This is a genomic window from Pontibacter burrus (genome assembly GCF_010686685.1).
Taxonomy (GTDB): domain Bacteria; phylum Bacteroidota; class Bacteroidia; order Cytophagales; family Hymenobacteraceae; genus Pontibacter; species Pontibacter burrus.
Map to the genome: position 1 here is coordinate 40,230 of NZ_JAAGWD010000009.1, position 18,734 is coordinate 58,963.

Here is an 18,734-nt window from a genome sequence, read left to right on the forward strand (position 1 = left end):
TTCCAGCTTATATGCCCGGTACTGTTTTCAGATTCTCAAAATGGGTGTTGTACTTCGCAAAAAGTGCATGGTTCTTCAGCAGCAACATTACCTCGTTATTGTTGCGAAGCGCATTCTGCGTAAAGTTATGCGAGCCTGTGATCAGGATTTTGGCGTTACCGCTTCCTTTCCAGTTACCTTCAATCAGTAAGAATTTGGAGTGGATATTGGCTGCAGACATGTTATAAACTTTCAGATAGGCACCGTTCTTCTCCAGCTCGCGCAAGCCAGTCATAATGTTATCGTCTATCTTATTTTTAACTACAACTTCTATAGTTGCGCCCTGCCCACGTAGCTCTGCCAGCTTCTGCACAATGTTCAGACGGGTGTTGGTCCAGTCAGACATGCCGATTTTTATAGTTGCTGTAGCCGGGTTTTCAATGCTGTTCAGGAATTCAATGATGCTGTCATCGCCATAAGCTGAACCGTTGCGGCGCTTTGGTAGAAAATATGCGGTAATATCAGTGGCTTGATCGGTGTATTCGTTGTAGTAGAAGTTCTTCATACCCGCTGTTGCCTTGGTTTTCATATCTTCCCAGTTGGCTTTAAAGGCATTGTACAACCCTACGTTCGAGAACATCACGGCATCCTGGAATTTGCGTGCATCGGCTTCGGTGAAGTTATGCGACGTCTGGAACACCACGTTTGGCACTGTACCGTTTGTAGTTACCACCTTTGTGAAAAGTACATATTTGTGGTGGTTGATAGCAGTTGTGCTGGCATCATTAATCACAGACACGGCACTTCCGCCTTTAACTTCAAGCGTTCTTTTCAGATCGTGGTAGATCAGTGGGTTAATTTCATGAGATTCCTCACGCCCCAGGTCCATCATCACGTGTACCTTTACACCTCTGCTGCTGGCCTTTTTGATAGACTCCACCAGCGGTTTATAGTCGAACAGGAAAACATTCAGGTGGATCGTTTCGCCTTCAGGAGTTGCGTTTACAAGTCCGATCAGCTGGTCCAGTATAGTCAGCGACACAGCGCCTGTTCTTACTTTGCTTACTTCGGTAAACAAGGCATCGGGGAACGTCGCTTTTACAGGAGTAGCAGTTTCTTTTTCTGGTACTTCAGGTGTCGGTTTTGGTGTTTCTGTCTTTTCGTCTTTGCAGCTTACAAACAAAAACAGGATGGCAATAAAAAGGTACTTTGGGTGTAGCATAATACTTCAGCTGTTTAAGCCGGCGGTTGACCGGTGTTATCAGACTTAAAATTTAATAGTTTATAATTAGATGCAGGGCTTGTGCCTTACATTCGTATTTCCATCATTTTGTTGCGCTTGCGGCTCTCTTCGGCCATAAAGCCCATAATATGCGATTCTATTGATTCGTCTATAGTTGAGGTGAGCAGCGCCGGGTTCTGTTGCGACACAGCCTGTACAAAGTCACGTACCAGCAGCCAGTCGCCACCGCCGTGCCCACTGTTTTTGTAGCCATCCACGTCTTCGGCTCTTGGCACCAGCTTCAGCTCTTTTCCGGTCCTGAAATCAGTTACCACCAACTCGTTCATATCGCCTACCATATCGCCCATAGCGCCCATTATGCGGGTGCGTCGGCGCGCGTAAGATGTAAAGGCCTCCATCGAGAAACTGGCTGTAACGCTGTCATCAAACTGAATGGTCGTTACATAGTGGTCGGGCTGGTCGTTTTCCATGCGGTACACACAACGGCCATAGTTGGTCGTTTTCAGTCGCTCCATGATCACTTCGCTGTGCTTGCTCTTATCGGCAGGCAGGTCCAACACAAAGGTTCGCTTGCGGTTATCATGGTAATGTTTGATGGCAGAGTACGGGCATTCGCGCTCTACTTTGCAGCCATCGGTACAGCGGGTAGTACTACCTTCGGGTGCGTTCTCTTTTCGGAACCACTTTAGGTCGCCCATCGCTGCAATGCGTTTACTTGGTTTGTTTATCACCCATTTAATAATGTCCAGGTCGTGGCAGGACTTGGCCAGAATAATAGGTGTAGTTTGTTTGGAATTATGCCAGTTGCCACGCACGTACGAGTGCGCCATGTGCAGGTGCTCTATCGGCTCAAAATGCTGCACACTTATCACTTCTCCTATCGCGCCCTGCTCTATCAGTTCCTTCATTTTCACGAAGTAAGGGGCATAGCGCAGTACATGGCAAACAGCAACTATACGGCCGGTTTTTTTGGCCATTTTCAGAATGTCACGACACTCTTTCTCGGTTGGGGCAATTGGTTTTTCGAGCAGTACGTCATAGCCCATCGCCAGCGCTTTCATGCAGGGTTCGTAATGCATGTCGTCGGGCGTGGAAATAATGACTGCATCCGCAAACTTTGGTCGCTCAAAAACCTGTTTCCAGTCTGTGAAACGGTTCTCGGTGGATATGTCGTGTTGTTGGCTGTACTTCTCGTTTCGGAATGTATTTGGCTCGGCCACCCCGATTACCTTTAGCTGCTCCGGAAACTTACTGGCAAAATTGCCATAAACCGTGCCTCTGCTCCCAGCGCCTATAGTTATAACAGTTACCGGCTTCTCCATAGGTTTATAGAGCGGGTTCTCCGGCAATGTATAAGCGTAGGTGTTGTCAGAAATTTTGGCCAGGGCTTCGGTGTTTATTAAAGCTGCACCGAGGCCCAGGCCAATAGATTTTAGTATGTTTCTGCGGTTCATCATAGGTGAGGTATGAGAGCACTGATTGACTTGGAGATGCCTTAACTATAAACTATAGTTTAATGGCTGTTGGGAGCAATGGTAAGCAAAAGCTAAAGCCTCTGCTTTGGTATTTAAAAGAAAGGCGTCCCGTGTTATAGGGCCGCCTTTCTTTCTATAGTTTAGTTCTGGTAAACTGCAAAGTCATCTATACCAAGGCGACCGTTAGTCTGTGTTTCAGAAAGCTTATTGATTCTGAAACGAACCGGACCTGAAATATCCATCAGGAAGGTAGCCATTTTATGATCACGGGTTGCATCTGTTACCACATCACCTATTTGTTTCCAGGTTGCACCCTGATCCTGTGAATATTCAAGAGCCCACTTGCTCGGATCGTCAGTGTAGTAACGGCCGTACCATACTGTTACCTTAGAGGCACCATTTGGCAAGTCGAAGTTCATCTGCAGCAGCGCCGAATCTTTGATATTTCGCTGGAATCGCACTGCCTGCTTGCCTGATACAATTACGTCACGACCGGCGGTCTGCTCCAGGATAGACTGGTACAGTGTCCAGTTACCTGTTGCGAGGTTACGGTTGTTATCAGCCATGTTATAGCTCTTCTTATCTTCCCAGTAAGGTTGTTCAAAAGTCTCCGGGAAGCCTGCATAGATAGGTCCGCTGGCATTAACAGCATCAGCAACATTTCGCATTCTCAGCACCGGTTTTCCATCAACTATAGTTGGTACACCAATAAAGCTTGCACTGGCAGGTAGTCTGCGGCTAGCAAAAGAAGCATTGGCATCAGTGAAAAGCGTAACCGTAGTTCCGGAACCATCACCAATTTGCTTGCTGCCTGCATACGTTTCGCCTGTAGCTGGTAGTGGGTCCATATCGCCGGTTACCATTACAAGTGTGCTCTCGTACTTGCTGAAGTTGTTTATCAGCTCGCCGATCGCAACTGTTGTAGGTACAACAGGCAAGCCGGTTTGCTGCTTCTCAATGTTCTGTGACTTAAGGCCTACAATGTGCAACACGCCGTCTTTACGGGTCACTTTAGAACCTCTCACATCGATCATTAGCTGATCGCCCACAGCATAGTTAGCTGCTTGCTCACCCAGGTCCAGGATAATGCCACGCTTCATCCCTCTCCAGGTATCCTGAATGGCCACTTGGCCTGCAGGCCAGTTGTTGCCTCCCGTGTTCGATACCACAACCCCCTGAATCTGGTGTGCACCAAATAGCGGGCCTGGTCCTAAATCCAAATCCTTCTCATGATACGCCTCGCGCACCACATAAATAGAAGCCTGCGGGTTTGGCGTACCTTCGGCCGGATTCGGGTTTTCTTCCACACACGAAGTAAACCCTATAATGCTTAAGCAAATGGCCAGAAATGATAAATATCTATTTTTCATGACTATGTCTTTTATCTTTCTCTTTTAAACTCCGGCGTTATTTATTCCACCAAACTTTGGTATTGATATCGTCGCCGCCCATAGCTGCTACAGCTGCGCTATAGTTTGTACCATTAAGCGACTGCACATAAACTGGGTAGCGGAAACGAGCCGGCATTTTACCGTCGTTTCTTACGCCTGCTCCGATTGGCAGCACAGGGTGTCCGGTTCTTCTGAATTCATGCCACTGTTGGAAGTCGGTGAAGAACAGCGTGTAATATTTCTGCAGCATGATCTGTCCCAGCTGAGCCTCAAAGTCGCCCCCTTCATTCAGCGCTACCTCTGGTTTCGCCAAATGTCCGGCTGGTACTTCAAGTCCCCACATGGTAATGGCTGCGTTGACACCTCTGTTATAGTAGGTTGATGGTGTGCCTGAGATGTATCCTCTTAATGCTGCTTCAGCAAGTATGAACTGCACTTCAGCATAGTTAATGATGTTACCCAGCAATGGCTCGTTTTTCAGATCCAGGTGGTAAGAAGACTGTCGCTCAGGAACGTTACCAGGTACATAGCCGCTCGGAATTCCTAGATAACTGGCACCATGAAGCGTTGCCCAGCGCGTAATGCGTGGATCACCCATGTTGTTCAGGTTATTCACAAAGAAATCAGACAAGCCATGCGAACCGTTAAAGTCATAGTCACGCATGTTGGTGAAAGCCGATACCAGCGGAAGTGTAGTTGTATACTTCAGGATCGCTGACTCCTCGTTGTTAGCAAAGATCGGGTAGAAAGAAGCATTTGTCTCTACAATCTCTTTGATCTTAGCTGCTGCATTCATCTCAGCTTTTCCTGACACACGCATCAGCAAACGTAGGTAAAGTGAGTTACCAAACTTTCTCCACTTGGCAATATCTCCAGCATAAAGTGGGTCGAGCGCTTTCTCATCATTCTTCATTGCCTCGTTTGCAGCCAGAAGAGCATTCGCTTCTTCCAGCTTGGCAAACAGGTCTCTGTAGATCAGCTCCTGTGAATCAAACTTAGGCTGCAGGTTACCCTCACGGCCTTTGTTGGCTTGTGAATAAGGTACATCGCCAAACATGTCCGTGATTTGTGAAGTTACCCACACATCCAGGATCAGGCCGATACCCATAAAACTCTTCTGCTGTGTTATCAGCGCGTTGTTATAGATATCTACAAAGTTAGTGCGCTGCAGGTACCAGTTGTTCCACATGTAATCCGACTCGCCTGGTCTTACCACATAGCGGTGGATCTCATCTGAATCCAGGATGGTTACGTGCACCTGCATCAGCTCATTGTTCAGGCGTAGTGCGCGGTTGTTGTTACGGGTAACTACATCGTGCAGTGCCGGTGCCAGCAAAGATGCTGGCCTGGCGGCTGCCGTTTCGTTAGGGTTTGTATTTAGCTCCTCAAAATCCTTGGTGCAGGATGTAGTGGCAAGGCAGGATGCTGCCAGTGCCGTAAGCGTGAATATTTTTATCTTTTTCATGATAGATTCATCCTCAAATTAAATGCCTATAGTCAGGTTCAGACCAAGTGTTCTGGTTGGCGGGAACTGGCCTACTTCAAAGCCACCTACTATGCTAGTGCCATCCAGCGTACCAACTTCCGGATCGAAAGCAGGCCACTCTGTGATCATGAACAGGTCACGGCCAAACACACCTATACTTGCACGCTGTAACTTAAGCTTCTCAAGAATTGAAGCAGGAACTGTATAGTCAAAACGTACTTCGCGTAGTTTAATGTAGTCTGTGCTGAAGGTGTTCGCTTCCACGTTATCGCGGTTGAAGTGACGGTTGTAGTAGGTCTGCATGTTAGTTACCAGCACATCGTTAGGACGGAAAGTACCATCTGCACCTTTAATCACACCATCACCAATGATACCGTTGTAACGACCAGGCAGCGTTTTAGTCAGTTTACCTTCTTCCATCAGAACAGCGTGTGTCAGTGAGTAAGCTACGCCACCAAACTGTCCGTCGAACAGGATATTCAGACCAAAATTCTTGTATCTGAAGTTAGTACCAATACTACCTCTCCAGTCAGGAGTAGCATTACCTATGTATTTGATTTCGCTGCCAAGCAGAGGCAAACCGTTTTCATCATAAATGATCTGTCCGTCAGGAGCACGCTCATAGCCAAGGCCATACAGGGCACCCATCGGACCACCTGGTCTTGCTTCAATTGTTCCGCGTGGACCTGATGCCAGAATCATTGTGCTCAGGCTGTCAACAAGCTCGATTACTTCGTTCTTGTTTTTAGCGTAAGTACCGAACAGGTTAATATTCAGACCATCCTTGTTCTCCAGCACCTTAGCGTTTGCCTGTATCTCGAGACCCTGGTTACGAACTTTACCGGCGTTAATTACAACCTCCGAATAACCAGTAGATTTATCTACCGGCGCTCTCAGGATCTGGTCGCGGGTATCGTTCTGGTAAACAGCAATGTCTAAACCCAGTCTGTTTTTAAGCAGGCGCAGATCTAAACCAAACTCAACACTGGTTGTTAAAAGTGGCTTCAGTTCTGAGTTGGCAATTGCTCTTGGGTTACCCAAACCTGAAGGGAATCCTTCCTGCACGGTGTAAGTGTAGCTTGTCAGGTAAGGGTCTGTACCACCACTACCTACCTGCGACCATGAACCTCTCGCCTTGATGAAAGATATTGAGTTTGGCATCTGGAACATGTCCGAAATAACCGCACTCACGTTAACAGATGGGTAGAAGAAAGAAGTGTTCTTAGCAGTTTCAGGTGTAGCAAGTGTACTGGTCCAGTCGTTACGGGCCGTAAAATCTAAGAACAAAACGTTGTCGTAGCTAAGCTGTGCTAAACCGTATAAGCTGTTTACCGCATACTCCATACGGCGCGGATAAGCAACCGGGCTTTCCTTGCTGTTTGCAAAGCTGTAGATACCTGGGTAAGTCAGTTTGTCAGCTCTCAGCTCATCTCTGTTGTAGATGTTTGCCATGCGGCTACCACCAACTGAAAGACCTGCCTCAAATTTGCTGCTGATCTCGCGGTTGTAACGCACCAGGAAGTCATTAGTAACTTCGCGGCCGTAGATGTTCTGTGTTCTGTACATACCTTCCGGGAACTTCTGCGTGTCCCAAGGGCGCTGCTGCGAACGGGAATCCTGCGAAAGATCCAGCGACGATCTCACCATCAGGCTAAGGTCGTTTGTAAAGTTGTAAGTAGCTGAAATATTACCAACCAGGCCATTTCTGCTGGATTTATTCAGCATTTCATATGCCTGCAGGTATGGGTTATCCAGAATGCTACTGAATGGTGTATTCTGCTCTACACCCTCACGTCCTGGTAACCAGTAAGGTTTAAACCAATTCAGGTCCAGGTTAGGGGAAAGCCCCCTGATAAAGTACATGATGGTGTGGTTGTTATAACCGGTAGATGGCAGGTTGTCGCTCTTGTTGTTTGTATAGTTAATCTTGGAAGCGATTTCCAGCTTGTCGGTTACCTTATGGTTCACTGATAGTGCTACAGTGTTACGGCTATAACCTGTATTTGGCACAATCCAATTGTTCTGAAGGTTTGTGTAAGACAAACGAGTTGAAGTCTTATCAGAACCGCCCTCAATACTTACACTGTTTGTGAAAGTAGATGCCGCCTCAAAGTAGTCTTTTCGGTTGTTTTTGTAAGGTACCCATGGAGTACGGGTTGCGCCGGTAGTGCCTGTTACAGGGTCGTACTGATAGTAGCTTTGTCCGTTAAAGCGCGGTCCCCAGGCAGAGCTGGTGCTTCTTGTACTTGCCCCATCTTCCGTGTTCAGGTAAGAATACCACAGGTCCTGACCGCCTGTACCCTGACCGTACTCATACTGATAATCCGGCCAGCGTGATACGGTACTTACAGTGGTATTAGAGTTTATAGTTACCCCAATTCCTTTTTTGTTTGCTTTACCAGATTTGGTAGTGATAATGATGGCACCGTTTGCACCACGTGCACCGTAAAGAGCAGCCGCACCAGGGCCTTTCAGTACCGATACACTCTCAATATCATCCGGGTTGATGTCGTTCAGGCCGTTACCAAAGTCAACCGGGTTGTCGCTAGATAGGTAAGAACCGCTACCTGTACTAACAGCTGGCTTGTTCATGATCACACCATCCACCACAATCAGGGCTTCGCTGCTACTGCCAAGGCTGTTTTCACCACGAAGGATGATCTTATTGGAACCAGCAGGACCACCGCCAGACTTTACCATGTTTACACCGGCTACTTTACCTGAAAGGGCATCAGTCCAGTTATTTGAAATGGCTTTGGTAAGCTCCTCGCCTTTAACTTGTGTAACCGAGTAACCGAGCGCTTTTTCTTCACGCTTGATACCCAGTGCTGTTACAACAACTTCAGAAAGCTGCTTGCTGTCCAACGACAGGGTTACCGCCAGGTTTTCTTCAGCTTTAGTGATAGTTACATTCTGCTGCTGGTAGCCTACAAAGCGGAAAGAAAGCACTGTTCCTACTTCCACATTTACAGTAAAAGCACCTTCTACATTAGTTACCCCAACAGGCTGCTGGTTCGCTAATATAGTTACACCTGGCAGCGTGCTTCCATCGTCGCCGGCAATAACTTTACCTTTTACAGTAACTTTCTGTGTCTGGGGAGTCTGCACATACACGGGAGACGCGACCGCATCTGCCGCCAGTCCATTTCCTGCTAACAGCAGGCACGAGCAAAGCCAGAGCGTTTTTTTAAAGCTCTTCCTGCTCTTTTTGGGCGGAAGTAAAAGTTTTTCCATCTGTTTTGGTTTAAAACTGGTATTGAGCGTTTATCTTGAGTGAGTTATAAAAGTGTTATTGATTAGATTGATTTTGATAATTGAAGGTTTTCCTTCTCCTTGTTCCAGGTAAGGGCTGTGAAGAATATAGAGAGCACACAGGCAGCTACCATCACGATAAAACCACCATCCCAGCCCCAGGCATCCACTACAAAGCCCATGGCAATATTGGCAAACAGCGCACCGCCCATGTAACCGAATAATCCGGTGAGGCCTGCAGCTGTTCCTGCTGCTTTTTTAGCTACCAGGTCCAGCGCCTGCACACCAATCAGCATAACAGGGCCATAGATCAGGAAGCCGATAGCAACCAATGCAAGGTTATCCACCCAGATATTACCGGCAGGGTTTTTCCAATAAACTATAACTGCTACCATTACCAGTACCATATAAATAATAGTGGCCGGAGCACGACGTCCTTTAAAGACCTTGTCGCTGATCCAGCCGCAAAGTAGGGTACCCGGTATACCGGCATATTCATAAGCAAAGTAAGCCCAGCCTGTTTCTTTCACTGAAAAACCTTTTGCTTCTTCCAGATAGGTTGGAGCCCAGTCCAGGATGCCATAGCGCACTAAGTAAACAAAGGCATTGGCAAAAGCGATGTACCACAGCAGGCGGTTGTTGAACACGTATTTAAAGAAGATCTCTTTCGCACTAAGCTCTTTTTCGTGGTCGCTGGAATAGTTCTTAGGATAGTCGTTTTTATACTCTTCTATAGTTGGCAGGCCGCAGGACTGAGGGGTATCGCGCACAAGCATATAGATGATTAGCGCTGATAATAAAGCAATAATACCCGGGAAGTAGAGCTTGCTCTCCCAGGTACCAAAAATAGCGACAGCCGCAATTGCCAGCGGACCAACAAGACCACCGCCAACGTTATGCGCCACGTTCCAGATAGACATTTTAGTGCCACGCTCCTTTGTGGAGAACCAATGCACCATCACACGACCACACGGAGGCCAACCCATTCCCTGGAACCAGCCATTCAGGAACAGCAACACAAACATGATCATGATGGAGCTGGTGGCAAACGGCGACAGGCCCATAAAGATCATAGTGATTGCTGACAGCACCAGGCCTATAGTTAAGAAGTTACGGGCATTGCTCCTGTCGGAAACGTTACCCATTAAAAACTTACTTAAACCGTAAGCAATAGAAACACCTGACAGCGCGAAACCCAGATCGGCTTTGGAATAGCCCTGAGCGATCAGGTCTGGCATTACCAGCGAAAAGTTTTTGCGAACCAGGTAGTACCCGGCGTAACCAATAAATATTCCGAGAAAAACCTGAAGACGCAGGCGCTTATATTCCGGATCTATTCTTTCCAAGGGCAACCGATCAGCATGAGGGGCCGGTGAAATAAGACGCATATGTTATTAGTAAAAGTTTAAGCTACTATTCTATAGTTTGATTACACTCAGCTCTATTTCAGAAACCATAATTGGATTCTTTAGTGAGTGCAATTATTTATTTATTTAATTATTTAGATGCTATATCTGTTGTTATACAACGCTAATTTCATCTTTTTTATGCAATTCAACCATAGCTGGCACAAAATTATAGTACAACTGAATCGTTTTATAGTATAGTAAAAAAGGTATATTACCGTTCTATAGTTCTAATTCCTTTTCTCTATCCTAAAACTTTACCTTGTCCTTCTGCACAACTATAGCTTTCTTCTAAAGCCAATTTGTAAAATATAATTTATCCTATAAGTCAAGCTACTTTGCTTGCTCTGATATCTTTATTATCAACTGGTGCATAAGGCGTTAGCAGGTACTGGTTAGCAAGCTCCGTGAAGCTTTTTACCTGGTTTTGCTGCCATGCCTCACTTAAGCCCAGGTTAGCCGCCATAATGCTTGCCACTGCCGGAGCCATATCTATTGCAGCTTTCGCGTTCAGGAACAAAATGCGCATTCTACGGGCCAGCACATCTTCTATAGTTCTTGCCATTTCGTGCTGCACAGCCCATACCACTTCAGCTGCTGTATTCGGGAACAAAGCATGCAGTTTCTGCTGCAGTTCAGGGCGTTGGTTCATCAGGTTTCGGATACCCTGCGCATCGCTGCCATACACACTCAAGTGCTCCGGCTGCGGCTTAGCAAAACCATGCACGTGCAGGTTGGCGGTTGCACAAGCCTTAAGTGGCAGCTGTCCAACTTTAATGGCCTCATCTATCGTGTCCTCAGCCATTTTGCGGTAAGTCGTCCACTTACCACCTGTTATAGTTACCAATCCCGAATCTGCTACAATCAGTTTATGGCTGCGCGAGATTTCTTTGGTGCTGTTTGTGCCTTTGGCTGGTGCAGCCAGTGGGCGCAAACCAGCGAAAACACTCAATACATCTTCCCGAACCGGTTTGCGCACCAGGTACTGCCCAGCGGTATTTAAAATAAAACTAATCTCATCTTCCAGTGCAGTAGGCTCCAGGCTGCTGCTTTCAAGCGGGGTATCGGTTGTGCCAACCAGCACATGGTCGTGCCACGGAACGGCGAATAACACACGCCCGTCCGGCGTTTTAGGTATCATCAGGGCAGCGTCGCTCTGCAGGAAAGACTTATCCAGCACCACGTGCACTCCCTGGCTTGGTCGTACCAGCGGATCCTGCGCAGGTTTATCCATCTGAAGCAGATCGTTGACAAAAACCCCGGTTGCGTTTATCACCACTTTGGCACTCAGTTCATACTCAGAGCCTGTTTCCAGGTCCTTGGCTTTTACACCACTTATCTTACCATTTTCGCCTTTAAGCAGCCCATTAACCTTAAAGTAGTTCAGGAGCACTCCGCCCTTCTCGGCACAGGTCTGTGCCAGGTTTATAGCCAGGCGGGCATCATCAAACTGACCATCATAGTATATGATACCACCTTTCAAACCATTGGGCTCTACTGTTGGCAACAACTTATTTATCGTTTTTCTGCCTAATAATTCTGTCTTTTTAAACCTGTATTTGCCGGCCATCCAGTCATACACTTTTAAACCGATGCCATAAAAGCCCTGGTTAAACAAACTATAGCTTGGGATAACAAATGGCTGCACACGCACCAGATGCGGAGCATTCTGCAACAGCAGACCACGTTCGCGCAATGCTTCATAAACAAGGCTTACATCGCCTTGTGCAAGGTAGCGTACACCACCATGTACCAGTTTGGTACTGCGGCTTGATGTACCTTTAGCAAAATCAGCCTGCTCCAGCAACAGCGTCTTATAGCCTCTTGCCGCCGCATCTACCGCCACACCTAAACCGGTTGCTCCACCTCCAACAACTATAACATCCCAGCCGGCTGTGTCCTGCTGAATGCGCTCTACAAACTTACCCCGGTTAAAGATACTACCTCCCGCTTCTGCTGCTTTCGAATACATTATTAAATTATTGTTATATTTTTCTTTGTATTTCGTTTAAAAGTAAAAATAAAACCAATATAAAAGCAAATGAAACTATAAAAAAATAACCAAAATCATTCGTAACTCATCCGTAATGCATTTTTGCCATGATTTTGTTTTGGTGTGGTTGGCCAGACCTGGCTACAAAAGGGAGATTTTGATTTCGTTTAGTTTATAGTTATATAGTCACTATAGCCTACCGAACGTGGCGCTCCAATCAGGAGCAACTATAAAAACCTGCCCTCATATAAACAGTATTAGAAGATATGGCGGAACAAAAAACAGATTATCAGGCCCTGATAACACAGCTGGATGCGTTGTATAACGATGCGCTGGCACTGGAAAAGAGATTCTCGAATGAAATAAAGCAGGTACACCCTAATTTCAGAAAGAGTGTGCGTAACCTGCTGCATTACCTGGCCTTGCGCCACCATGATATCAGAGAGCTGCAGCGTGAGCTCGCACAATTGGGACTATCATCGTTGGGCAGACTGGAAGGCCATGTTCTGGCAAGCCTGCAGGCTGTCCGTAACCAGCTTTGCTACCTGGCCCAATGCAAACCAAACAAACAAAGCCTGCCTGTTCGATATTTCGAAAATCAGAAATTGCTAACGAAACATACCGAAAGCTTATTGGGCGAACTTCCTCCTCACCGCACTACGCGTATCATGGTTACTTTTTCATCAGATCTGGCCAAAGATTATGATCTGGTGGAGCGTATGCTGAAGGCTGGCATGGATTGCGCCCGCATCAACTGTGCTCACGATTCCCCTGAAACCTGGCTGGCTATGATCCATAACATCCGGAAAGCTGAAAAAGCAACCGGCCTACCCTGTTCTGTGCTGTTCGACCTGATGGGGCCCAAGTTACGAACCGGCGAACTTAAAACCGGACCTAAAGTATTAGCCATCCGCCCGGTAAATAACGAAATGGGATTGGTCGCATCTCCGGCTATAGTTTGGATTGCAAGCAGCAATACGCCGCCGCCCACTAAAGTAGATGCCAGCCTACCTGTAGACACAAGCTGGGTAACACAACTACAGGAAGGTGATCGGATTAAGTTTACCGACACACGCGGACGCAAGCGTTCACTTTCTGTAGTTCGAAAGGAAAAAAAAGGTGTAATAGCGCATCTGCTCAAAACCTCTTACATTGCTACAGGCACTAAGCTAACAGTAGAAACCAAGACTGTGACCAGTCAGGAAACCACTGTCGGCGACCTGCCTTCAATCGAAATTCCGATCTTGCTTAAAAAGGACCATTTGCTTGTGCTGCACCGTGATCCCGTACCAGGTGAGCCTGCACAATTCGACCCGAACGGGCATATTCTGAAACCGGCACACATCTCCTGTACCTTGCCTGAGGTATTTGACCAGGTACAGAAAGGCGAGACTATCCTGTTTAATGATGGTGCGATTGAAGGCATTGTGGAAGAAGTGGAAGACGACAAGCTGCTTATAAAAATAACCTTCGCCAAGGAAAAAGGTAGCCTGCTTCGGGCCGATAAAGGCATTAACCTGCCTGAAACCAAACTGCACCTGCACGATATGACAGAGAAGGACAAAGAAGACCTGAGGTTTATCGCAAAGCATGCAGATATTGTAAACCTGTCGTTTGCAAATCACCCGGCTATGGTTCATGCCCTGTTCAGCGAAATGCGGAAACTGAAAGCGAACAAGCTGGCCGTTATGCTGAAAATTGAGACCAAAGAGGGATTCAAGAACCTGCCACACCTGCTGCTCGCTGTCATGCAATCCTACCCGGCAGGCATTATGATTGCACGCGGCGACCTGGCTGTAGAATGTGGCTGGCAACGACTGGCCGAAGTGCAGGAGGAGATACTATGGCTCTGCGAAGCCGCGCATATTCCGGTTGTGTGGGCTACGCAGGTGCTTGAAACACTGGCAAAAAAAGGCAGACCGTCGCGGGCCGAAATTACGGATGCCGCCATGGCACAGCGCGCCGACTGTATTATGCTGAATAAAGGGCCACATATTATAGATGCCATTACGATGCTCCACGACATTGTGCGCCGCATGCAGGACCACCAGTTCAAGAAAACATCGATGCTACGCAGCCTGGAAATCTCAGATATGAGCCAGTTACCTGCCGATTAAACTATAAACCGTACCTTTGCCTAAACTATAGCTACACAATGGACCCAAGAAAACGCGCAAACATAAAGCCCGGCATGCGGGTAAACATTGTTATGAAGGAAGACCAGCGCACCGGCTACCTCACCGAAGGTTACGTGCAGGACATCCTCACCAATTCCCCTAACCACCCACACGGCATCAAAGTAAGACTCGAAACCGGCGAAGTAGGGAGAGTGAAGGAAGTACTTCCTGAGTTTGGGAGTTAGAGAGTTTGGAAGTTAGAAAGTTAATGGAGCTACTTCTTTGATGCATTCTTTCTTATAGTTGTGAGTATAGCTATGATTTCGGAAGCTTCCTTCATGATATCCTGCAACCTGTGGGACCGCACAATATTAGATTCGACTAATAATTCCAACCAAAACTGGCTTTCGTCGGCTTCTTCAAGAGATACGCCTACTTTTGCAACGAACTCGGCTTTTGATCTTGCCCTACAAGCTGCTCTGTAGTTAGCTCCTACTGATGTTGCAGATCGCAGAAGTTGCTTACCTAGAATATAGGCTTCTGCATCTTTAGGCAACGCCTGAAACAGTTTAATAATCCGAACTGAAAAAGCCTTTGTTCTCAGCTTAAACTGCTCAGAAAATGCATAATTACTTAATCTATACTCTTCCATACCTTTCTAACTTTCTAATTTCCAAACTTTCTAACTTACAACAGCCCTTCATCGGCGAAGCTATAGTAGTCGTTGTTAGTAAAGATGATATGATCGAGAATAGGGAGATCGAGAAACTGGCCGGCTTCTTTCATTTTTTTGGTGAGTGAGATGTCGGCGGCGCTGGGCTTGATGTTGCCGCTAGGGTGGTTGTGAACTAAGATAACCGAACTTGCCAGTTGTTCCAGCGCTTTTTTGAAAATGATCTTTGGGTCGGCTACGGTGCCGGCAACACCGCCTGCACTGATACTTTCCTTTTTCATGACAACGTTTGCCCGGTTCAGCAAAATAACCCAGAACTCCTCATGTGGCAGGTCCAGGAGTTGCGGCTTTATGTAATTGTAAATATCGGTGGAGCAGGTGATCTGCGTACGTGCTGCAGCGGCAGTTTCTTTTCTCCTGCGGCCCAGTTCCAGGGCACTAACTATAGTTATAGCCTTTGCCTCACCAATCCCTTTGTGCTTCATCAGGTCCTTTACCGACAGCCGGGCCAGCTCGTTCAGGTCGTTACCTACAGCGGAAAGTATTAGCTTGGCCACATCTACAGCCGTTAGTTTAGGTGTGCCGGAGCCAATTAGTATGGCAATCAGTTCAGCATCGCTAAGCGCGGCCTTGCCCTTCAGGAGCAGTTTTTCACGGGGTCTGTCCTCTTCCGCCCAAGTCTTTATGTTTAGCGAAGTGTTGTAAGCAGCCAGCGTGTCAGTGTGTTTCATGTCGGTACAGTATTTGTAATAAAAAAGGCAGTGCAACTGAAAGTTTATAGTTTAAATTTTAGTTCAGATGCACTATAAAAACTTTTAATTTGTTATTCCTTTCTACCAGCTCTATCAGCTGGTAGCCCAACAATATATGACGCAACGCATGCTCTCATTTGCAATTCTTGCTTTTATACTTTTCCTGGTCGATCTGTATGTTTTCCAGGCACTTAAAACTGTTATTCAAGGTCTCGCACCTGGTACCCAGCGGATCATCATGATCAGTTACTGGGTATTATTTGCGGCAGCGCTGGCCGTGTTTGCCATTTTCGCCAATACACCGCGGCACCCATCGTCTCCGCTTAAAATATACCTCACTAACATCTTTTTCATACTTTATGCCAGTAAGCTGCTGGTGATTGCTTTCCTGTTTATAGATGACATTATCCGGATCGGAAAAATGGCCTTGAACCAGGTGAATGATAAAGTTGTGTTTAATCCTTCGCGCAGCAAGTTCCTGAGCCAAATGGGCTTACTCGTAGCAGCAGTCCCTTTTTCTGCCTTTATTTACGGCATGGTGAAGGGCGCTTATGACTATAGAGTGAAGCGCGTAACGCTTAAATTCCCGAATTTACCAGAGGCTTTTAATGGTTTTAAGATGTTGCAGATAACTGATTTGCACACCGGCAGTTTCCATTCAACTGAGCCGCTGAAAGAAGCGGTTCGCCTGATAAACAAACAGGAAGCAGATGTTGTATTTTTTACCGGCGACCTGGTAAATAACGTGGCCACAGAACTATATCCGCACCTTGAAACGCTGAAGCAGATTAAGGCTAAAACAGGAGTATACTCTGTGCTTGGCAACCACGACTACGGCGACTATGTGAACTGGAGCAGCCCTGAGGCTAAAAAGAGCAACCTGAGTAACCTGATTGATGCACAGGGAAAAATGGGCTGGAAACTGTTGATTAACGAACATCGCATTATAGAGAAGAACGGACAGCAGATAGCTATACTGGGTGTTGAAAACTGGGGCAACCGCGCCAACTTCCCGAAATACGGCGACCTCAGAAAGACCTATGCCGGTACAGAGCATATCCCGTTTAAAGTACTCCTCTCGCACGACCCGTCGCATTGGGATGGCGAAATTAACCAGCAATACCCGGACATCGACTTAACCCTATCGGGACACACGCACGGTATGCAGTTTGGCGTAAATATACCCGGCCTGAAATGGAGTCCGGTACAATATGTATACAAACAATGGGCAGGCCTGTACCAGAAGGGGCGCCAGTATCTTTATGTTAATACTGGGCTTGGTTTTCTGGGCTATCCGGGGCGGGTAGGCTTCCTGCCTGAAATCACGGTTTTTGAGCTCAAGAAAGCATCAGTCTAAAGCCTATAGTTTAGAAGCCGGTTCATAAGAGCCGGCTTTTTCTTTTGTCCCAAACCTAGCGCTTAGTGTTATAGTTGAGCTTTTAACCTTACCGGGTAGCGCACGTAAAAAATCAGGCAACTATAGCTTCCTTAAACTATAGTTGCCTATACATAACACAGGAAATCAAACTATGAAAAAGATATTATATCCACTGGCTATGGCAACTGCCATTTTATTCACGGCCTGCAGCGAAGACAGAGGCACGTCCACAGAAGTAGTGAACGCCAACCCAGACGAAAAGGTAAATCCGATGCACCTGAGCAACTATAACAGACCAGGTACAGAAGCTACCTCTACTGCATCTACCTTAACAGGCAGCAACATGAATAACTCTGGAGCCCAGGCAGTTCCTGCTAACCAGACACTAACAGCTGAGGAGTTGGTAAGAAGTTACTATAATGATAATAACCCGGTAGAATATTATCACTTTAATGCCACTGCCCGCCTGGCTGGCCTTGCACAGGACACCAGCATGGTCAATAAAAACAGAACCAGCACCACCCTTGGCAACAACAGTAATAATAACCAGAATAACACCACCATGGTTCCGTCCAGTACCACTGCTGATGGCCAAGGTACCAGTGTAACACAGAAAGATAAGTTAGGCAGCGGTACCAACAAGAATAACACTACTAAGAACAAAACAAACCAGACTGATAAGAAGAAAGAGCGGCTTACTCTCGAAAACGACAATTAAACGCATATCATAATCACTTTAAAACGACCTGTGGGGCAATTACTTACAGGTCGTTTTGTTTTTACATGGCATACCTAAGCGGTATAGTTATTATTAATCTTGTAGCTGGCATACTTTTTAACCATCTTTGGCGTATTACTTGCAGGCATTTAAATTTGCTACTGCATCCAATCAGTTACATGTACCACCGGTATCTCTACCTTCTCGGCTTTACCCTACTACTGCTACTGTTAAGCAATGCAACGGTATCTGCCCAACGTTCCGTCCGGATTAGTGGTACCGTGCTGCAGCCTGATAAAAAAACACCTATTCCGGGAGCTGGTATTATCCGGTATGGCACCACCAAAGCGGTGGTATCTGATGCCGAAGGAAAGTTTCTGATAGATGTAGCGCAGGAAGATACTTTGCTGATACGGGCAGTAGGATATAAACCGCTGTTGTACCTGCCCCAGCGCCTTCCGGTATCAGAATTACGCGTTACGATTGTGCTGCAGGAAGACAGTGTAATGCTACAGGAAGTGGAAGTTACCAACCGCCCGTCTCAGGAAATGATACAGCGTGCCCTGCGCAACATGAACCGGGCTGAACCAAACTATGTAAAAAGACCCGGCTACATTCCGGTACCTGAACTTACACCGCCACCTCCCCCACCGCCTACTGTAATGTCTCCAATCAGTTTGTTATATGATCTTTTCTCGAGAGAGGGAAAGGAACTGCGAAAGCTACAGGAATTACAGTTCTTGCAGCTGTTAGAGCAATACAAAGCGAACCAGGAGAACTATAACCGTTTTTTTAAAGACAATACCGGGTACGAGGAAGAAAAACCTTAGCAGCCAAAATTGGTTATGGTGCGTAACGTAGTGTAAGCAAA

General features: G+C 46.7%; 14 protein-coding genes. 5 read left to right on the forward strand and 9 right to left on the reverse strand.

Going from position 1 to position 18,734, the window contains the following annotated elements; translation table 11 throughout:
- Positions 1 to 7: 7 nt before the first annotated feature.
- From GXP69_RS16870 to GXP69_RS16900, 7 genes are all read right to left on the reverse strand, one after another.
- Positions 8 to 1,201 (reverse strand): phospholipase D-like domain-containing protein, encoded by a 1,194-nt coding sequence (locus tag GXP69_RS16870; protein ID WP_163916485.1) that lies wholly within the window; start codon positions 1,199 to 1,201, stop codon positions 8 to 10.
- Between the two features lie 86 nt (positions 1,202 to 1,287).
- Entirely contained in the window at positions 1,288 to 2,679 is a 1,392-nt protein-coding gene (locus tag GXP69_RS16875; protein ID WP_204282073.1) for a Gfo/Idh/MocA family protein, read from the reverse strand.
- A 158-nt stretch (positions 2,680 to 2,837) separates the two neighbouring features.
- The gene (locus GXP69_RS16880) at positions 2,838 to 4,067 is read right to left on the reverse strand and encodes a DUF5689 domain-containing protein (RefSeq protein ID WP_163916486.1); all 1,230 of its coding nucleotides are present in this window, start codon (positions 4,065 to 4,067) and stop codon (positions 2,838 to 2,840) included.
- A 37-nt stretch (positions 4,068 to 4,104) separates the two neighbouring features.
- A complete protein-coding gene (locus tag GXP69_RS16885) occupies positions 4,105 to 5,553 on the reverse strand; it encodes a SusD/RagB family nutrient-binding outer membrane lipoprotein (RefSeq protein ID WP_163916489.1) in 1,449 nt (482 codons plus the stop codon).
- Positions 5,554 to 5,571: 18 nt separating this feature from the next.
- Positions 5,572 to 8,808 (reverse strand): SusC/RagA family TonB-linked outer membrane protein, encoded by a 3,237-nt coding sequence (locus GXP69_RS16890; RefSeq protein WP_163916491.1) that lies wholly within the window; start codon positions 8,806 to 8,808, stop codon positions 5,572 to 5,574.
- Positions 8,809 to 8,870: 62 nt separating this feature from the next.
- A complete protein-coding gene (gene glpT, locus GXP69_RS16895; RefSeq protein ID WP_163916493.1) occupies positions 8,871 to 10,214 on the reverse strand; it encodes a glycerol-3-phosphate transporter in 1,344 nt (447 codons plus the stop codon).
- Between the two features lie 346 nt (positions 10,215 to 10,560).
- Positions 10,561 to 12,204: a glycerol-3-phosphate dehydrogenase/oxidase gene (locus GXP69_RS16900; protein WP_163916495.1), complete on the reverse strand. Its 1,644-nt coding sequence runs from the start codon at positions 12,202 to 12,204 to the stop codon at positions 10,561 to 10,563.
- Between the two features lie 287 nt (positions 12,205 to 12,491).
- Between GXP69_RS16900 and GXP69_RS16905 the strand changes: the two genes are divergently transcribed.
- The gene (locus GXP69_RS16905; protein ID WP_163916497.1) at positions 12,492 to 14,342 is read left to right on the forward strand and encodes a pyruvate kinase; all 1,851 of its coding nucleotides are present in this window, start codon (positions 12,492 to 12,494) and stop codon (positions 14,340 to 14,342) included.
- A 38-nt stretch (positions 14,343 to 14,380) separates the two neighbouring features.
- Complete coding sequence (locus GXP69_RS16910; RefSeq protein ID WP_163916499.1) at positions 14,381 to 14,587, forward strand: YwbE family protein; 207 nt, start codon at positions 14,381 to 14,383, stop codon at positions 14,585 to 14,587.
- Between the two features lie 29 nt (positions 14,588 to 14,616).
- Here the strand turns inward: GXP69_RS16910 and GXP69_RS16915 are convergent, their stop codons facing one another.
- Together GXP69_RS16915 and radC are read right to left on the reverse strand one after the other, a co-directional pair.
- On the reverse strand, positions 14,617 to 14,994 hold the full coding sequence (locus GXP69_RS16915; RefSeq protein WP_163916501.1) for a four helix bundle protein: 378 nt from the start codon (positions 14,992 to 14,994) through the stop codon (positions 14,617 to 14,619).
- 35 nt (positions 14,995 to 15,029) lie between these two features.
- Complete coding sequence (gene radC, locus GXP69_RS16920; protein WP_163916503.1) at positions 15,030 to 15,746, reverse strand: RadC family protein; 717 nt, start codon at positions 15,744 to 15,746, stop codon at positions 15,030 to 15,032.
- A 136-nt stretch (positions 15,747 to 15,882) separates the two neighbouring features.
- Between radC and GXP69_RS16925 the strand changes: the two genes are divergently transcribed.
- The 3 genes from GXP69_RS16925 to GXP69_RS16935 all read left to right on the forward strand — a co-directional run bounded on the left by GXP69_RS16925 (position 15,883) and on the right by GXP69_RS16935 (position 18,693).
- Positions 15,883 to 17,124, forward strand: coding sequence for a metallophosphoesterase (locus GXP69_RS16925; RefSeq protein ID WP_235925802.1), 1,242 nt, complete (start codon positions 15,883 to 15,885; stop codon positions 17,122 to 17,124).
- Positions 17,125 to 17,296: 172 nt separating this feature from the next.
- Positions 17,297 to 17,863, forward strand: coding sequence for a hypothetical protein (locus GXP69_RS16930; RefSeq protein WP_163916505.1), 567 nt, complete (start codon positions 17,297 to 17,299; stop codon positions 17,861 to 17,863).
- Between the two features lie 155 nt (positions 17,864 to 18,018).
- Positions 18,019 to 18,693: a carboxypeptidase-like regulatory domain-containing protein gene (locus GXP69_RS16935; protein WP_235925804.1), complete on the forward strand. Its 675-nt coding sequence runs from the start codon at positions 18,019 to 18,021 to the stop codon at positions 18,691 to 18,693.
- Positions 18,694 to 18,734: the final 41 nt, after the last annotated feature.